Origin of the sequence: Pseudomonas peli, from assembly GCF_050563605.1 — a bacterium.
Taxonomy (GTDB): Bacteria; Pseudomonadota; Gammaproteobacteria; order Pseudomonadales; family Pseudomonadaceae; genus Aquipseudomonas; species Aquipseudomonas peli_A.
This window is the reverse complement of the sequence record NZ_JBNXUH010000002.1, coordinates 156505-173559: the sequence shown is the minus strand read 5'-3', so window position 1 is coordinate 173559 and position 17055 is coordinate 156505. Positions and strand designations below refer to the sequence as shown.

At 62.4% G+C, this 17055-nt stretch carries 8 protein-coding genes; all 8 read left to right on the top strand.

The window, feature by feature from the left end:
- Positions 1 to 116: 116 nt before the first annotated feature.
- The 8 genes from ACQ4LH_RS03130 (at position 117) to ACQ4LH_RS03095 (ending at position 17013) form a co-directional block, all read left to right on the top strand.
- Complete coding sequence (locus tag ACQ4LH_RS03130) at positions 117 to 1844, top strand: autotransporter assembly complex protein TamA (protein ID WP_430695878.1); 1728 nt, start codon at positions 117 to 119, stop codon at positions 1842 to 1844.
- Positions 1841 to 5512, top strand: coding sequence for a translocation/assembly module TamB domain-containing protein (locus tag ACQ4LH_RS03125; RefSeq protein WP_430695877.1), 3672 nt, complete (start codon positions 1841 to 1843; stop codon positions 5510 to 5512). Before ACQ4LH_RS03130 ends, ACQ4LH_RS03125 begins: the two co-directional genes overlap by 4 nt.
- Before the next feature lie 294 nt (positions 5513 to 5806).
- Positions 5807 to 7150: an alanine/glycine:cation symporter family protein gene (locus tag ACQ4LH_RS03120; RefSeq protein ID WP_160086853.1), complete on the top strand. Its 1344-nt coding sequence runs from the start codon at positions 5807 to 5809 to the stop codon at positions 7148 to 7150.
- A 289-nt stretch (positions 7151 to 7439) separates the two neighbouring features.
- On the top strand, positions 7440 to 7940 hold the full coding sequence (tpx, locus tag ACQ4LH_RS03115) for a thiol peroxidase (protein ID WP_430695876.1): 501 nt from the start codon (positions 7440 to 7442) through the stop codon (positions 7938 to 7940).
- A gap of 193 nt (positions 7941 to 8133) precedes the next feature.
- Positions 8134 to 9360 carry an MdtA/MuxA family multidrug efflux RND transporter periplasmic adaptor subunit gene (locus ACQ4LH_RS03110; RefSeq protein ID WP_430695875.1) on the top strand — a complete coding sequence of 409 codons (1227 nt, stop codon included), beginning with the start codon at positions 8134 to 8136 and terminating at the stop codon, positions 9358 to 9360.
- Positions 9357 to 12455: an MdtB/MuxB family multidrug efflux RND transporter permease subunit gene (locus ACQ4LH_RS03105; RefSeq protein WP_430695874.1), complete on the top strand. Its 3099-nt coding sequence runs from the start codon at positions 9357 to 9359 to the stop codon at positions 12453 to 12455. The genes ACQ4LH_RS03110 and ACQ4LH_RS03105 overlap by 4 nt, the downstream gene beginning before the upstream one ends.
- Complete coding sequence (locus ACQ4LH_RS03100) at positions 12452 to 15559, top strand: multidrug efflux RND transporter permease subunit (RefSeq protein ID WP_430695873.1); 3108 nt, start codon at positions 12452 to 12454, stop codon at positions 15557 to 15559. The genes ACQ4LH_RS03105 and ACQ4LH_RS03100 overlap by 4 nt, the downstream gene beginning before the upstream one ends.
- Positions 15556 to 17013 (top strand): efflux transporter outer membrane subunit, encoded by a 1458-nt coding sequence (locus tag ACQ4LH_RS03095; protein ID WP_430695872.1) that lies wholly within the window; start codon positions 15556 to 15558, stop codon positions 17011 to 17013. The genes ACQ4LH_RS03100 and ACQ4LH_RS03095 overlap by 4 nt, the downstream gene beginning before the upstream one ends.
- Positions 17014 to 17055 lie beyond the last annotated feature (42 nt).

Sequence of the window (17055 nt, the reverse complement as noted above, 5' to 3'; positions counted from 1 at the left end):
GATCCGAAGCAGGCTCTAAGCTGCGTGCTCGGTATGCTTGGTTACATATCGAGTCGCAACTTAAAGCACAGGCCAGCGCTCTAAATCGGCCACTGGCTCGTGCTAGCATCGCCCCCATGTCTTTGTTCTCCAACCTTTTCGCAGGGCTATTTCTACTGCTGCTGAGTGCTACGGCCCTGGCCGAAGCACAGCTGCGCGTGCGGGTTGAACCGGCTAATAGCGCGCTGAAAAGCAATATCGAAGGCTATATCGGCAGCCTGGGCGATCGCGATGCCGAAGCCCTGCAACGCTTTCGCCGGGTAGCCGAGAGTCAGGCGGAAAAAGCCGCTCAGGCCCTGGGCTACTACCAGGCGCAGATCACCACAGAGGTCAGCGAAGGTACAACGCCGCGCCTGACCCTGCGTATTCAGCCGGGTGAGCCGGTGCGTCTGCGTGATGTGGTGGTGCGTATCGACGGCCCGGCAGCGCAGCTGCGCGATTTCCGTACGCCTAATGATCCGCAGCTGCGTAGCGGGGCGCCGCTTAACCACGGGCGTTACGACGCGGCCAAGCGCGAGATTCAGAATCAGGCCTCGCGTTACGGCTTCTTTGCTGGGCGCTTTAGTAGTCAGCGACTGACGATTGACCCCGATGCCGGGATTGCCGATATCGAGCTGATCTATTTCAGCGGGCCGCGCTATCAACTGGGCGCGGTGAGTTTTGTCGGCGATGCGCCGTTCGATGAGCAATTGCTGCAGCGCATGGTGCCGTTCCCGGCGGATACGCCCTATGACTCGGCGCTGATTGCTGAGCTGTATCAGGCGCTGCGCTCAAGTGGCTATTTCGAGTCCGTGCAGGTGGATGCGAATCCCGGCAGCGCCGCCTCCGAACAGATTTCGGTGCAGGTTCAGTTGCAGGCGCGCAAGCCGCGCAGCATGGGCCTGGGCTTGGGTTTTTCCACCGACGTTGGCCCGCGTGGCCGGGCCAACTGGACGCGGCATTGGGCCAACCCGCAAGGGCATAGCTATGGCGCGGAGTTCGAACTGTCGGCACCGCGGCAGAATGTCGGCCTGTGGTACGACGTGCCGCTCGATCCGCCGCTGACCGATAAGCTGCGTATCGCCGGTGGCTACCAGGCCGAAGACCTGGCCAATACCGACAGCAGCAGCCGTCTGCTGACCGTCGGCCCGGAATGGCACAGCAAACTCGACAGCGGCTGGCAGCGCGTGCTGTCACTGAAATGGCAGCACGAAGAGTACGACCTCGGCGATGACGCCGGCACCAGTACGCTGCTGATGCCGGGCCTGAGTTATTCCTACCTGCACAGTGACAACCAAATCGACCCCAACCACGGCTACCGTCTGCAGTTCGATCTGTCCGGCGCGGCCAAGGGGCTGTTGTCCGATGCCAATGTGCTGCACGGCAATATCCAGCTCAAGGGCCTGACCACCGTATTAAACCGGCATCGGCTGCTCGGCCGGGTACAAGTGGGCGGCACTGAATCCGATGGCTTTGCCAAAGTGCCGCCGTCGCTGCGCTTCTTTGCCGGTGGCGACCAGAGCGTGCGCGGTTATGACTACCAGAGCCTGTCGCCGGAGAACCGTGCCGGCGACAAGATCGGCGGGCGTTATCTGTTTACCAGCAGCCTTGAATACCAGTACAGCCTGACCGAACGCTGGCGCCTGGCGAGCTTCTTCGATCAAGGCAACACCTTTGACTCGCTGCAGATTCCGTCGCTGAAAAGCGCAGTGGGCGTTGGCGTGCGCTGGGTGTCGCCGCTGGGGCCGTTACGCCTGGATCTGGCACATCCGCTGGATGATCAGGGCGGTGTGCGCCTGCATTTTTCCATGGGGCCGGAACTGTGAAGCGCTGGCTACGCAATGTGCTGTTCAGTCTGCTGGGGCTGCTGCTGCTTCTGGCCATCAGCCTGAGCCTGCTGCTGGGCACCCAGGGCGGCAGCCGCTGGTTATTGACGCTGGTGCCGGGCTTGCAGGTGGACGATTTCAATGGCCGCCTGGGCGGTAGCTGGAGCGCGACACAGCTGCGCTGGCAGCAAGGCGAGAATAGTGTGCAGGTGATGACGCCTCGCCTGGATTGGTCGCCAGCCTGCCTGCTGCGTCTGACCCTGTGCATCGAGCAGCTGCACAGCGGACCGGTCAGTCTGGTTTTCCCCGGTGATGAGCAGCCCAGCAGCGAGCCGTTTCGTCTGCCTGACCTGAGCCTGCCGTTGGCGTTGCAACTGGGGCAGGTGCATATCGACAGCCTGCAGCTCAATGGCGTCGAACAGTTGCAAGGGCTGCAGGTGGCCGCGCGCTGGACTGCGCAGGGCATTCAGGTCGATAACCTCAGCTTGCGCACCGCCGATCTGCAGGTGGCGTTGCAGGGCCAGGTGCAAACCTCCGGCAACTGGCCGCTGCAACTGAGCGGGCAACTGCAATTGCCAGCACCCGAGCAACAGGCTTGGCCGGTGGCACTGCAGCTCAAAGGTGAACTGCGCGAGCGGGTACAACTGACAGCCAGTAGCAGCGGTTATCTAACCGGTGAGCTGACTGGCTGGCTGCAACCCTTGGCTGAACACCTGCCGGCGCAACTGCGTTTGCAGGTCGCTGCTTTCAAGGCCAGCGCCGAACTGCCCGACACGTTGAATCTTGAGAAGGTTGAGCTAAATGCCCAAGGCGATCTGCAGGATGGCTACCAGGTCATCGGCAGTGCCAGCTTGCCGGCAGCCGAGGGGCCGATTGCCCTGGCGATGGCGGGGTTGCTCAAGGCCGACGGCGCAGCGATCAGCAACTTGAGCCTGACCGCCAGACCGGAGCAGCAGGTGCAGCTCAGTGGCGAGCTGAATTGGCAGCAGGGGCTGAGTCTGGACAGCCGCTTTAACTGGCAGAACTTCCCCTGGCAGCGCCTTTATCCGCTGGAGGAACCCGCGCCTGTGGCGTTGCGGGTGCTCAAGGGTGAGCTGGCCTATCAGGATGGCAACTACCTCGGCCATTTTGCCGCCGAACTGGATGGCCCGGCCGGCGCGTTTAGCCTGCAAAGCCCGCTGAGTGGTGATCTACAGGCGCTGTATCTGCCCGAGCTGCGCCTGCAGGCCGGCCAAGGCCGCGCCGAAGGCCAGGTCAGCCTGGGTTTTGCCGAGCAGCTGAGCTGGGATGTGCGTTTGCAGTTGAGTCAGCTCGATCCGGCCTACTGGCTGGCCGAGCTACCCGGCACGCTGGCCGGCCCGTTGAACAGCTCTGGCAGCCTGATCAATCAGCAGCTCAAGCTGAGCGCCGATATCGACCTCAGCGGTCGTTTGCGCGGTCAGCCGGCCAAGCTGCTGGCAAAGTTTGCCGGCGGCCTTGAGCAGGGCGAGTTGAGTACGCTTGACGTACGCCTGGGCGATAACCGCATCAGTGGCAAGGCCGCCTTGCAGCAACAGTTGAGCGGCCAGTTATTACTAGCGATGCCGCGACTGGGTCAGCTTTGGCCGGGTCTACAGGGGCAGCTCAATGGCCAGCTGGATCTGGCCGGCAACCTGCAAGCACCTCAAGGCCAGTTGCAGCTGCAAGGTCAGCGTCTGGCTTTTGCAGACCAACGCCTGCAACAGCTCAAACTCGATGCCAGCCTGAATAGCGCCCAGCGTGGTCGGATCACGCTGGATGCGCAGGGCATTCAGCTCGGTGAAACTGACCTGGGCCGCCTGACTGCCACCGCCGCTGGTGATCAGCAGCAACAGAGCCTTGAACTGCAGCTGCAAGGCCCCCTGTTGCAAAGCCAACTGGCTCTGGCCGGCAAGCTGGATAAGGGCAACTGGCGCGGCAGCCTGAGTCGTGGCGAGGTACAAAGCGGCGGGCAGGACTGGCGCCTGCAACAGCCCGCCACGTTGGTGCGCCTGGCCAATGGGCAGCTCAGTTTGGGCGCGCATTGCTGGCGTTCTGGCGATGCCAGCCTGTGTGGCTCGGAGCAGCGCCTGCTGCCGCAGCCCAAGCTGAACTACCAGCTAAGCAATTTCCCCATGGACAGCCTGGCGCAGTGGTGGCCCAAGGACTTTACCTGGCAGGGTCAGCTCAACGGCCGGCTGCAACTGGATATGCCGGCCAGCGGCCCAAATGGCAGCCTGGAACTGGATGCCGGCAGTGGCATCTGGCGCATTCGCGATCAGCAGCAGTGGCTGGAATTTGCCTACGACAGCCTGCGCCTGAGTACGCAGTTACGCCCGCAGCGTATCGACAGCCTGCTGGAGCTTCGTGGCCCGGCCATTGGCGAACTATCCCTGCAGGCTCAGCTTGATCCGCGCCCGGCGAGCAAGCCGCTGTCCGGCAGCTTCCGCCTGAATGGCCTGGACCTGGCGCTGGCCCGCCCGTTTGTACCGATGGTCGAGCGTATCGCTGGGCAACTGAATGGCGCCGGCACCCTGTCGGGCGGGTTGTTGGCGCCGCAGATCAACGGCAACCTGCGCGTGGTCAATGGCGAAATAAGCGGCGCTGAGCTGCCGATGAATATCGAGCAGCTGCAACTGCAGGCGCAGATCGAGGGTGAGCGGTTGCTGCTGGAGGGCGATTGGCGCAGTGGCGAGCAGGGGCAGGGTAGCCTGAATGGCGAGCTGAGCTGGTCCGATGGACTGGTGGCGAACATGCAGCTGCGAGGCAGTCGTCTACCGGTCACTGTCGAGCCCTATGCCGCGCTGGAAGTCGAACCGGACCTGCGCGTGAGTCTGCGTGATGAGCAGCTGTCGGTAGCCGGCAAGGTGCTGATACCCAGCGGCAAGATTGAAGTGCGCGAGCTGCCGCCCTCAACCGTGCAGATTTCAAGCGATGCCCAGGTGGTTGGCCGCGACAGCGCGCAGCAGCAGTCCACGGCGATTGCCATGGATATCGATGTCGAGGTCGGCCAGCAGCGCCTGACCTTCAGCGGCTTTGGTTTGGACGCCGAGCTGCTTGGCCGTGTGCATATCGGCAATGACCTGGATACCCGCGGCGAGTTGAGCCTGAACAAGGGCCGTTTCCGCGCCTATGGTCAGCGCCTGAATGTGCGCCGCGCGCGCCTGCTGTTTGCAGGGCCTATCGATCAGCCATTTCTCGATATCGAGGCCGTGCGCCAGGTCGATGATGTGACTGCCGGCCTGCGCCTGAGTGGCAATGCCGCGCAACCGACCAGCGAAGTGTTTTCCGAACCGGCGATGAGCCAGGAACAGGCGCTGTCCTACCTGATCATGGGGCGGCCGCTGGGGCAGGGCGGTGGTGGAGACAACAGCATGTTGGCGCAAGCCGCCTTGGCCCTGGGCATGGCTGGCAGCGCGCCGCTGGTCAATAACCTGGCGCAGGGCCTGGGTATCAGTGACTTTCAGCTCGACACCCAGGGCTCTGGGGTAACCACCAGCGTGGTGGCCAGCGGCAACCTGTCCGAGCGTCTGAGCCTGCGCTATGGCGTGGGGGTGTTTGAGCCGGCGAATACCATTGCCTTGCGCTATGAACTGAGCCGAAGGCTCTACCTTGAGGCTGCCAGCGGGCTGGCCAGTTCTCTGGATTTATTCTATCGGCGCGATTTCTAGGCCATGTTTCTGCGGGCCGGCGCTGGATTAACCCAGTTAATTCGCGTTTAAATTGCGCACCTCGCTCAAAACGTCTGAGCGTTGAAATCTAAACAGTGAAAACCACTATCACAGTCTTCATATACTGACCGCCGCTGATCACCGGGCAGTCGTTGTGCTGACTGGTATAGCCCGATCCGTTGTTTGCAGGCGCGCCAACCCGGCTCGCGTTCTGCGTAACAGCCTGGCCTACCCGGCAATCGGACAAGCGAAGGCTACCCACCTCGCGTTCACTACAAGAATAAGGAAATGAGCATGGAATTCGTCAACACCCTGGTCAATCAACTCAATGGCGTGGTCTGGGGCCCGCCCATGCTGGTGCTGATTCTCGGCACTGGTCTGTTCCTCATGTTGCGCCTGAAATTCATGCCGCTGAGCAAGATCGGTGCAGGCTTCAAGCTGATGTGGCAAGGCCGCCAGAAAGGCGATGCCGAGAGCGGCGAGATCAGCCCGTTCCAGGCGCTGATGACCTGCCTGGCCGCCACTGTGGGTACCGGCAATATCGCCGGTGTGGCCACCGCGATTTTCCTCGGCGGCCCGGGTGCATTGTTCTGGATGTGGTGTACCGCGCTGGTCGGCATGGCCACCAAGTACTGCGAAGTGGTGCTGGCGGTGCATTACCGTGAGAAGGATGAGCGCGGCGAACACGTCGGCGGCCCGATGTACGCAATCAAGAACGGCCTGGGCAAAAAGTGGCTGTGGCTGGGCACCGCGTTCGCCATCTTCGGCGGCTTTGCCGGTTTCGGTATCGGCAACATGGTGCAGGTCAACAGCATGGCTGCAGCCCTGCAAACCACCTTCAACATTCCGCTGTGGGTTACCGGTGTGGTGACCATGGTGATTGTCGGCATGGTGATCCTCGGCGGCATCAAGCGTATCGGTAAGGTCGCAGCGACCCTGGTGCCTTTCATGTGCGTGGCCTACATCATCGCCGCCATGGTGGTGTTGGTGGTCAATGCCTCGGAAATCCCCAAAGCCTTTGAAATGATCTTCACCTACGCCTTCACCCCGATTGCTGCTACCGGTGGTTTTGCTGGTGCGGCGGTGATGGCAGCGATTCGCTTCGGTGTGGCGCGCGGTATTTTCTCCAACGAAGCAGGTCTGGGTACTGCAGGTATCGCTCAGGCGGCCGGCACCACTAACAGCCCGGTTCGTTCGGGGATGATCGGCATGCTCGGGACCTTTATCGATACCATCATCATCTGCTCGATGACTGGCCTGGCGATCATCACCTCCGGCGTGTGGACCAGCGGTGCCAGCGGTGCAGCATTGTCGGCGGCAGCCTTCGAACAGGCGATGCCGGGCGTCGGTGGTTACATCCTGACGTTGGCCCTGGTGGTGTTTGCCTTTACCACCATCCTCGGTTGGAGCTACTTCGGTGAGAAGTGCTGGGAATACATGGTCGGCACCAAGTCGATCCTGCCGTTCCGCATTCTCTGGGTGGTAGCCGTGCCGTTCGGCGCGATTGCCCAGCTGGACTTCGCCTGGTTGGTGGCCGATACCCTCAACGGTCTGATGGCGATTCCAAACCTGCTGTCGCTGCTGTTGCTCAGCCCGATCGTGGTCAAGCTGACCAAGGATCACTTCGCAAAAAATTGATGTGTCGCCTGGGCGGGCAGGGTAGTCTGACTCCTTGGTCAGCTATGCCTGCCCGCTCTGGCAAGCCGTTGAAAAACTACCTGCGTTGACAATACTGCGTTAAAAACAGGCTCGGAATGCTCATTTACAAACCCGTAAACTCCGCTTCCTCGCCTGTTTTTGCCTTGTCTTGCCTGCCTCGCCTACGTTTTTTCAATGGCTTGCTTCAAGAGGGCGCGGGCTTGCCATTTGGCGGGTTCGCGCCCTTACTTGTTAGCCCTCTCCAATTTCGTTGATAAGGATCGTTCCCATGGCACAAGTCACCCTCAAAGGTTCCCCGGTTGAAGTCACCGGTCAACTGCCGCAGATTGGTCAGCAAGCGCCGGCGTTTAGCCTGGTTGCCGGTGACCTCAGCGATGTGAGCCTGGCCAGCCTGGCCGGCAAGCGCAAAGTCCTGAACATTTTCCCAAGCGTCGACACCCCGACCTGCGCCACCTCCGTGCGTACCTTCAACGCCGAAGCGAGCAAACTGGCCAACACCGTGGTGCTGTGCATCTCCACCGACCTGCCGTTTGCCCAGGCGCGTTTCTGCGGTACCGAAGGTCTGGAAAACGTGATCAACCTGTCGACCATGCGTGGCGCTGACTTCCTGCAGAACTACGGCGTGGCCATTGCCAGCGGCCCGCTGGTGGGTGTTGCTGCCCGCGCGGTGGTGGTGCTGGATGAAAACGACAAGGTGCTGCACAGCGAGCTGGTCGGCGAAATCGCTGACGAGCCGAACTACGCAGCTGCGATTGCCGTGCTCAAGTAACACCCGCTAAACGCTTGTCCAACGGCCTGCTTTGCAGGCCGTTTTTGTTGGTGCAGGTTTTTATGACAAGCACTTTTCATTTGTGGATCAGACATTTAGTTACGTAAGGAAAAGGTAAATAGGGGGTAAAGAGGCTTTGCAGGCCGGCTGATACTGCATATCGTTCACGCTCCCCAAGGAAGTGATCGTCGCCATGCCTGATACACAGTTCACCACCCGTCCTCGCAATCTGTCGCGCCAATGGCTGCTCGGCTCACTCGCGCTGGCTGTTCTCGCCGTACTGTTGTGGTGGTTCTGGCCCAGCCCGCCGGAAGCGCCGCAGCGTGGTGGCCCTTGGCGTGATGGCGGGCCGGTGCCTGTGCGCGTGGCGACTGTCAGCCAGGGCGACTTCCCGGTTGAACTCAAGGCCCTGGGCACTGTGACCGCCTATAACACGGTGAATGTTCGCGGCCGGGTTGAGGGTGAGCTGGTCAAGCTGCTGTTCAAGGATGGCCAGCAGGTCAAGGCCGGCGATCTGCTCGCGGTGATCGACCCGCGCTCTTATGAAATCGCCTTGCAGCAGGCCCAGGGCGCGCTGCAGGAACACCAGGCGCAGTTGCGCAATGCCGAGCTGGACCTGGCGCGCTACCGCGGTCTGTATGCCGAAGACTCGATTGCCAAACAAACCCTCGACACCCAGGAGGCGCTGGTCAATCAGTTCCGCGGCAGCCTCAAGAGCCTGCAGGCTGATGTCGCCACCGCGCGGCTGAACCTGGATTTCACCCAGATTCGCGCACCTATTACCGGCCGCCTGGGCATCCGTCAGGCCGATGTCGGCAACCTGGTCAGCTCCGGCGATGAGTTGCCGCTGGTGGTAATTACCCAGACTCTGCCGATTGCCGTGATGTTTACCCTGCCCGAAGCCGAATTGCCGGCAGTGGTGCAGCAACTGCGAGCCGGCGAGACCCTAGCGGTAGAGGCCTGGGACCGCAGTGAAAAGCTCAAACTGGCCGAAGGCGAGCTGGAAAGTGTCGACAACCTGATCGACACCGCCACCGGCACAGTCAAGCTCAAGGCGCGCTTCGCCAACGCCGAGGAAATGCTCTTTCCCAACCAGTTCGTCAATGTGCGCCTGCGGGTGAAAACCCTGCAGAACGTCACCCTGATGCCGGCCGCAGCGCTGCAGTTTGGTGCTAGCGGCACCTTCGCCTATGTGGTGGACGCTGAAGACAAGGTGCAGCTGACGCCGATCAGCGTTGGCGCCAGCGACGGCCTGCTCAGTGTGGTCGAGCAGGGTCTCAAGGCCGGTGATCGCCTGGTGCTGGAAGGCACCGATCGCCTGCGCTCAGGCAACAAGGTCGAGGTGATTGGGGACAAACCGGTCGCCGCTCAGACCGAGCCGGCCACGCCTGAGCGCAAAGGAGCGCCGCGCGTCCAATGAACGCCTCTCGCCTGTTTATCCTGCGCCCGGTCGCCACCACGCTGATCATGCTGGCGATCTTCTTGAGCGGTCTGATCGCCTACCGCCTTCTGCCGGTCTCGGCGCTGCCGGAAGTGGATTACCCGACCATTCGGGTGATGACCCTGTATCCCGGCGCCAGCCCCGATGTGATGACCAGTGCGGTCACTGCGCCGCTGGAGCGCCAGTTCGGGCAGATGGCCGGGCTGAAACAAATGTCCTCGACCAGCTCGGGCGGCGCCTCGGTAATTACCCTGCGCTTTAACCTGGAGGTGAAGCTGGATGTCGCCGAGCAGGAAGTGCAGGCGGCGATCAATGGCGCAAGCAACCTGCTGCCCAGCGATCTGCCGGCACCGCCGGTGTACAACAAGGTCAACCCGGCCGACACCCCGGTACTGACCCTGGCCATCAGCTCGAAAACCATGCCGCTGCCGCAGGTGTTCGATCTGGTCGATACCCGCCTGGCGCAGAAGCTTGCGCAAACCAGTGGCGTCGGTCTGGTCACCCTGGCTGGCGGCCAACGTCCGGCCGTACGTTTGCGGGTCAACCCGGAGGCGCTGGCGTCCTATGGCTTGAACCTCAGCGATGTGCGCACGCTGATCACCGCCAGCAACGTCAATCAACCCAAGGGCAACTTCGACGGCCCGACCCGGGTGTCGCAACTGGATGCCAATGACCAGCTGAAATCCGTCGACGAATACCGCGAGCTGATTCTCGGCTACCAGAACGGCGCCACGCTGCGCCTCAAAGATGTCGCCGAAATAATCGACGGCGCGGAAAACCAGCGCCTGGCTGCCTGGGCCAATCGCAACGAAGCCGTGCTGGTCAACGTGCAACGCCAACCCGGCGCCAACGTGATTGATGTGGTCGACAGTATTCAGACGCTGCTGCCCAACCTGACCCAGGGGCTACCGGCCAGCGTCGAGGTCAGCGTGCTGACCGACCGCACCGAAACCATCCGCGCCGCGGTCAAGGGCGTGCAGCATGAACTGCTGCTGGCCATCGCCCTGGTGGTGCTGGTGACCTTCCTGTTTCTGCGCAAGGTCTCGGCGACCATCATCCCTTCCATCGTTGTGCCGCTGTCGCTGATCGGCACCTTCGGCGTGATGTACCTGGCCGGTTTCACCATCAACAACCTGACGCTGATGGCGCTGACCATCGCCACCGGCTTTGTGGTGGACGATGCCATCGTCATGCTGGAGAACATCGCCCGCCATCTGGAGGAGGGCGAAACTCCGCTCAATGCTGCGCTTAAAGGCGCGCGGCAGATCGGCTTTACCCTAGTCTCGCTGACCATCTCGCTGATCGCCGTACTGATTCCGCTGCTGTTTATGGCCGACGTAGTGGGGCGCTTGTTCCGCGAATTTGCCATCACCCTGGCGGTGGCCATTCTGATTTCCCTGGTGGTGTCGCTGACCTTGACGCCGATGATGTGCGCGCGCTTGCTCAAGGCGGAAAAGCCCGAGGAAGAAGGGCGTTTCTACCGCGCCGCAGGGGCGGTAATCGACGGCATGATCGCCCGTTACGGCGTGTGGCTGACCTGGGTACTCAAGCACCAGCCGCTGACCCTGCTGGTGGCTATCGGCACCCTGTTGCTGACCGTAGTGCTGTATCTGGCCGTGCCCAAGGGCTTCTTCCCGGTGCAGGACACCGGGGTGATCCAGGGCATTTCCGAGGCGCCGCAGTCGATTTCCTTCCGCGCCATGAGCGAGCGCCAGCAACGCCTGGCCGAGGTGATTCTGCAGGACCCGGCCGTGGCCAGCCTGTCGTCCTATATCGGCGTGGACGGTGACAACCCGACGTTGAACAGCGGCCGCCTGCTGATCAACCTGACGCCACGGGCCGAGCGCGATGTCAGTGCCAGTCAGATCATCGAACGGCTGCGCCCGGAACTGGCGCGGATTCCCGGAATCGAGCTGTACCTGCAACCGGTGCAGGACTTGTCCATTGAGGATCGGGTTAGCCGCACGCAGTTCCAGTTCAGCATGGAGTCGCCGGATATCAGCCTGCTCGAAGAGTGGGTGCCCAAGCTGGTCAGTGCGCTGCGCGAGCAACCGGAACTGACTGACGTGGCCAGCGACCTGCAGAACCGCGGCCTGCAGGTGTTTCTGCAGATCGACCGCGACATGGCCGGGCGCCTTGGCGTAAGCATCGCCGATATCGACAACGCGCTGTACGACGCCTTCGGCCAGCGGCAGATTTCCACCATCTACACCCAGGCCAGCCAGTACCGCGTGGTGCTGGAAAGCGAGAATGCCGGCAGCATCGGCCCAGCGGCGCTGCGGCAGATACACGTCAAGGCCGCCGATGGCCAGCAGGTCGCATTGTCGACCCTGGCCCAGGTCGAGGAGCGCGCCGCCAGCCTGCTGATCAACCATATCGGCCAATTCCCGGCAGCCACGTTGTCGTTCAACCTGGCCAGCGGCGTATCGCTGGGCGAAGCGGTGGCGGTGATTGAACGGATCGAGCAAGAGATTGGTATTCCTCCGGCGGTGCAGACGCGCTTCCAGGGCGCTGCTGAAGCCTTTCGCGCCTCGCTGTCGAGCACCTTGCTGCTGATTCTCGCGGCCATCGTCACCATGTATATCGTGCTCGGCGTGCTCTACGAGAGCTATATCCACCCGATCACCATTCTCTCCACCTTGCCCTCGGCGGGCGTTGGCGCGCTGCTGGCGTTGCTGATCAGTGGCAACGAGCTAGGGTTGATCGCGATCATCGGCATTATCTTGCTGATCGGCATCGTCAAGAAGAACGCGATCATGATGATCGACTTCGCCCTCGACGCCGAACGCAACCAGGGCATGCAGCCGGAAGCGGCGATTTACCAGGCTGCGCTGCTGCGCTTTCGGCCGATTCTGATGACAACCTTGGCCGCGCTGTTCGGCGCGATACCGCTGATGCTCGCCACCGGCTCCGGCGCCGAGCTGCGTCAACCGTTGGGCTTGGTGATGGTCGGCGGGCTGCTGCTGAGTCAGATCCTCACCTTGTTCACCACGCCGGTGATCTACCTGTACTTTGATCGCCTGTCGCGGCGCATCAGCGGCCGTAGCGCGGCCGGGCTTGTGGTCAACCCATGAACCTCTCCGGCCCCTTTATCCGCCGGCCGGTGGCAACCCTGCTGCTGAGCCTGGCGATTCTGCTGCTCGGCGGCGTCAGCTTCGGCCTGCTGCCGGTGGCGCCGCTGCCGCAAATGGATTTCCCCACGATCACCGTGCAGGCCAGCCTGCCGGGGGCCAGCCCGCAGATCATGGCGTCCAGCGTGGCCACGCCGCTGGAGCGCTCGCTCGGCACCATCGCTGGCATCAGCCAGATGAACAGCCGCAGCAGCCAGGGCAACACGCGGATCATGATTCAGTTCGACCTGGACCGGGATATCAACGCCGCCGCCCGCGAGGTGCAGGCGGCGATCAATGCCTCACGCGAGCTGCTGCCCAGCGGTATGCGCAGCATGCCTACTTACGCCAAGGTCAACCCGTCGCAGGCGCCGATCATGGTGCTGTCGTTGACCAGCGATGTGCTCAACAAGGGCCAGCTATACGACGTAGCCTCGACCATCCTGTCGCAGAAACTCGCCCAGGTAACTGGCGTTGGTGAAGTGCAGATCGGCGGCAGCTCCTTGCCCGCCGTGCGCGTGGCCCTGGAACCGCGCCTGCTCGATCAGTACGGCATCGCCCTGGATGAAGTGCGCCAGAGCATCAGTGCAGCCAACGCCAAACGGCCGAAAGGCGCGGTGGAAGATGCCGAGCGGCACTGGCAGGTGCAGGCCAGCGATCAGCTGGAAAAAGCCGCCGATTATCTGCCACTGATCATTCGCTACCAGGACGGCGCAGCCGTGCGCCTGGGCGATGTGGCGAGCGTTACCGATGGCGTCGAGGATCGCTACAACAGCGGCTTCTTCAACGATGAGCAGGCGGTGCTGCTGGTAATCAACCGCCAGACCGGGGCCAATATCATCGAAACCATCGCCGGTATTCGCGAGCAATTGCCGGCCTTGCGCGCGGTGATTCCCGCCAGCATCGAGTTGGAAGTGGCAATGGACCGCTCGCCGGTGATTCGCGCCACCCTGCACGAGGCCGAGCAAACCCTGCTGATCGCCGTGGTGTTGGTGATTCTGGTGGTGTTCGCCTTCCTCGGCCGTTGGCGCGCGGCGCTGATTCCGGCGCTGGCGGTGCCGGTGTCGCTGGTCGGCACCTTTGCGGTGATGTACCTGCTGGATTTCTCCCTGAACAACCTGTCGCTGATGGCGCTGATCATCGCCACCGGCCTGGTGGTGGACGATGCCATCGTCGTTTTGGAAAACATTTCGCGGCATATCGAGGCCGGCGAAACGCCCATGGCGGCGGCGTTCAAGGGCGCGCGCGAGGTGGGCTTCACCTTGCTGGCGATGAACCTGTCGCTGGTCGCGGTGTTTATCTCGATCCTGTTTATGGGCGGCATCGTCGAGCGGCTATTCCGCGAGTTTTCCATCACCCTGGCCGTGGCTATCGTGATTTCTCTGCTGGTATCGCTGACTCTGACGCCGATGCTCTGCGCACGCTGGCTCAAGGCCGAAACCGCCGAGCACCAGCCCAGCGCCATGCAGCGCTGGGGCGCGGCCGTGCAGACGCGCGTGCTGGCGTTTTACGCGCGCGGTTTGGACTGGGCGCTAAAACACTCCTTGCTGATGCTGTTTAGCCTGTTGGCGACCATCGCGCTGAATATCTTCCTGTTTGTCAGCGTGCCGAAGACCTTTATGCCGCAACAGGACACCGGACAGCTGATGGGCATGATCCGTGGCGATGACGGTTTGTCGTTTCAGGTCATGCAGCCGAAGATGGAAATCTTCCGTCGCGCGGTGCTGGCCGACCCTGCGGTGGACAGCGTGGCCGGGTTTATCGGCGGCAGCGGCGGGATCAACAACGCCTTTATGATCGTGCGCCTCAAGCCGGTCGCCGAGCGCAAGGCCAGTGCCCAGGATGTAATCAATCGTCTGCGCCAGTCGGTGCCGAAAGTGCCGGGCGGGCGGATGTTTCTGATGCCTGATCAGGACCTGCAGATCGGCGGGCGGGAAGGGCGCAGCTCGGAAAACGAATACATGCTGCTGTCCGGCGATCTCGACGAACTGCGCAAATGGCTGCCACCGGTACGCGAAGCGCTGCGCGCGCTGCCGGAACTGACCGATATAGACGCCAAGGAAGCCGAAGGCACCCAGCAGATTCGCCTGGTGGTCGATCGCGACATGGCCAAACGGCTGGGCGTGGACATGAACATGATCACCGCGGTGCTCAACAACGCCTTTAGCCAGCGTCAGGTGTCGACCATCTACGACAGCCTCAATCAGTACAGCGTGGTGATGGAGATCAACCCGCAGTTCGCCCAGTACCCGGAAACCCTCGACCAGATTCAGCTGATCACCGCCGAAGGCGCGCGGGTGCCGTTGTCCAGTTTCGCCCGCTGGGAGCGCAGCCTGGAAGAAGACCGCGTGCATCACCAGGGCCAGTTCGCCGCAGAAAACATCGGCTTCGCCCTGGCCGAAGGGGTCAGCCTGGATCAGGCCAGCGCGGCGATCAACAACGCGGTTGCCCGGGTCGGTTTGCCCACAGAGGTGCAGGGCATGCTCGGCGGCACCGGCGGGGCCTTTCAGCAAACTCAGCAGAACCAGCCGTGGATGATCCTGCTGGCCCTAGTGGTGGTGTATATCGTCCTCGGTGTGCTGTACGAGAGCTATATCCACCCGCTGACTATTCTCTCCACCTTGCCCTCGGCCGGGGTCGGCGCGCTGCTTGCGCTGCAACTGATGAGCATCGAATTCAGCCTGATTTCGCTGCTCGGTCTGTTTTTGCTGATCGGCATCGTCAAGAAGAACGCCATTCTGATGATCGACCTGGCCCTGCAGCTGGAACGCCAGCAGCACCTGAGCCCGGAGGAGTCGATCCGCCAGGCGTGCCTGTTGCGCTTTAGGCCGATCATGATGACCACCCTGGCGGCGATTCTCGGCGCGCTGCCGCTGATGCTTAGCAGCGCCGAAGGCGCGGAAATGCGCCAGCCGCTGGGCATCACCATTGTCGGCGGGCTGGTACTGAGCCAGCTGCTGACCCTCTACACCACGCCGGTGATCTACCTGTATTTCGACCGCCTGCGCCACCGGGTCAACCGCTGGCGCGGTGTGCGCACTGACGCTGCTCTGGAAACCCCGTTATGAAAGCCCTAGTTGCCTATCGTTTACCCACCTTGCTGGCGTTGAGTCTGGCCCTGAGCGCCTGCGCCATTGGCCCGGATTATCAGCGCCCGCAGTTGCAAACCCCGGCGCAGTTCAAACAGATTGAAGGCTGGACCCAGGCCAAGCCAGGCGATGCGCTGGAGCGCGGCAGCTGGTGGCAGTTGTATGGCGATGCTGAGCTGAATGCCCTGGTCGAGCGGTTGAATATCTCCAACCAGAACCTGGCCGCCAGCGAGGCGCAATATCGCCAGGCCCGCGCCCTGGTGCGTGGCGCGCGAGCGGCGTTTTATCCCAGTCTGTCGAGCAGCGCGGGGGCCAGCCGCAGTGGGCAGGGCACAGGGAGCCAGAGCACGTCCAGCGCCACCAACTCGAACAGCAGTGGCGTGTCCACCAGCTATGACCTCAGCCTGAATGCTGCCTGGGAGCTGGATATCTGGGGCAAGTTGCGCCGCTCGCTGGAATCCAGCCGCGCCGGCTTCGAGGCCAGCGCCGCCGACCTGGCCGCGCTGAAGCTCAGCCTGCAGGCCGAGTTGGTGCAGAACTACCTGCAACTGCGCGTGCTGGATGATCAGCAGCGCCTGCTCGATGCCACCGTCGCAGCCTATGCGCGTTCACTGAAACTCACGGAAAACCAGTACAACGCCGGCATCGTGCCGAAATCCGATGTCAGCCAGGCGCTGACCCAGCTGAAAAGCACCCAGGCCCAGGCCATTGACCTGCAATGGCAACGCGCCCAGTTGGAACACGCGGTTGCCGTGCTAATTGGTGTACCGCCTAGCGAGCTCAGCATTGCCGTGCGCGAGCAATTACCCGCACTGCCGGAAATCCCCGTGGCCTTACCATCGCAACTGCTAGAGCGTCGCCCGGACGTGGCTGCTGCGGAGCGCCGGGTGATAGCCGCCAACGCCGAGATCGGCGTTGCAGAGGCCGCCTGGTATCCAGATCTGACCATCTCCGCCAGCGGCGGCTACCGTGGCAGCAGCTTTGCCGACTGGATCGATTTGCCCAACCGCTTCTGGTCCCTCGGCCCTCAGCTGGCGCTGACGTTGTTCGATGGCGGCGCGCGCAGCGCCGAGCTGGAACGCAGCGAAGCGGCCTACGACCAGACCGTGGCGCAATACCGCCAGTCGGTGCTAGACAGCTTCCGTGAGGTAGAGGATTACCTGGTGCAATTGCGCGTGCTGCAGCAGGAAGCCGTGATCCAGCAGGAGGCCCTGGACGCCGCCCGTGAATCGTTGCGACTGATCGAAAACCAGTACCGCGCCGGCACTGTGGACTTCAACAGCGTGGTCAATGTGCAGGCCACGGCGCTGAGCAACGAGCGCACCAACCTCAGCCTACTGGGCAGTCGTCTGACCGCCAGCGTGCAGCTGATTGCGGCGCTGGGTGGTGGTTGGCAGGGTGAGTTAGAGGTGCCGGAGCAAGAAGCTCCCTAAGCGTCAGTACAGGTAACCGCCGTATTGACGCCTAGGACTTAG

What these genes read in the sequence shown, in the direction of transcription:
- ACQ4LH_RS03130 (WP_430695878.1), top strand. Translation starts at nt 117, where the DNA reads ATGTCTTTGTTCTCCAACCTTTTCGCAGGGCTATTTCTACTGCTGCTG.
- ACQ4LH_RS03120 (WP_160086853.1), top strand. Translation starts at nt 5,807, where the DNA reads ATGGAATTCGTCAACACCCTGGTCAATCAACTCAATGGCGTGGTCTGG.
- tpx (WP_430695876.1), top strand. Translation starts at nt 7,440, where the DNA reads ATGGCACAAGTCACCCTCAAAGGTTCCCCGGTTGAAGTCACCGGTCAA.
- ACQ4LH_RS03110 (WP_430695875.1), top strand. Translation starts at nt 8,134, where the DNA reads ATGCCTGATACACAGTTCACCACCCGTCCTCGCAATCTGTCGCGCCAA.
- ACQ4LH_RS03105 (WP_430695874.1), top strand. Translation starts at nt 9,357, where the DNA reads ATGAACGCCTCTCGCCTGTTTATCCTGCGCCCGGTCGCCACCACGCTG.
- ACQ4LH_RS03100 (WP_430695873.1), top strand. Translation starts at nt 12,452, where the DNA reads ATGAACCTCTCCGGCCCCTTTATCCGCCGGCCGGTGGCAACCCTGCTG.
- ACQ4LH_RS03095 (WP_430695872.1), top strand. Translation starts at nt 15,556, where the DNA reads ATGAAAGCCCTAGTTGCCTATCGTTTACCCACCTTGCTGGCGTTGAGT.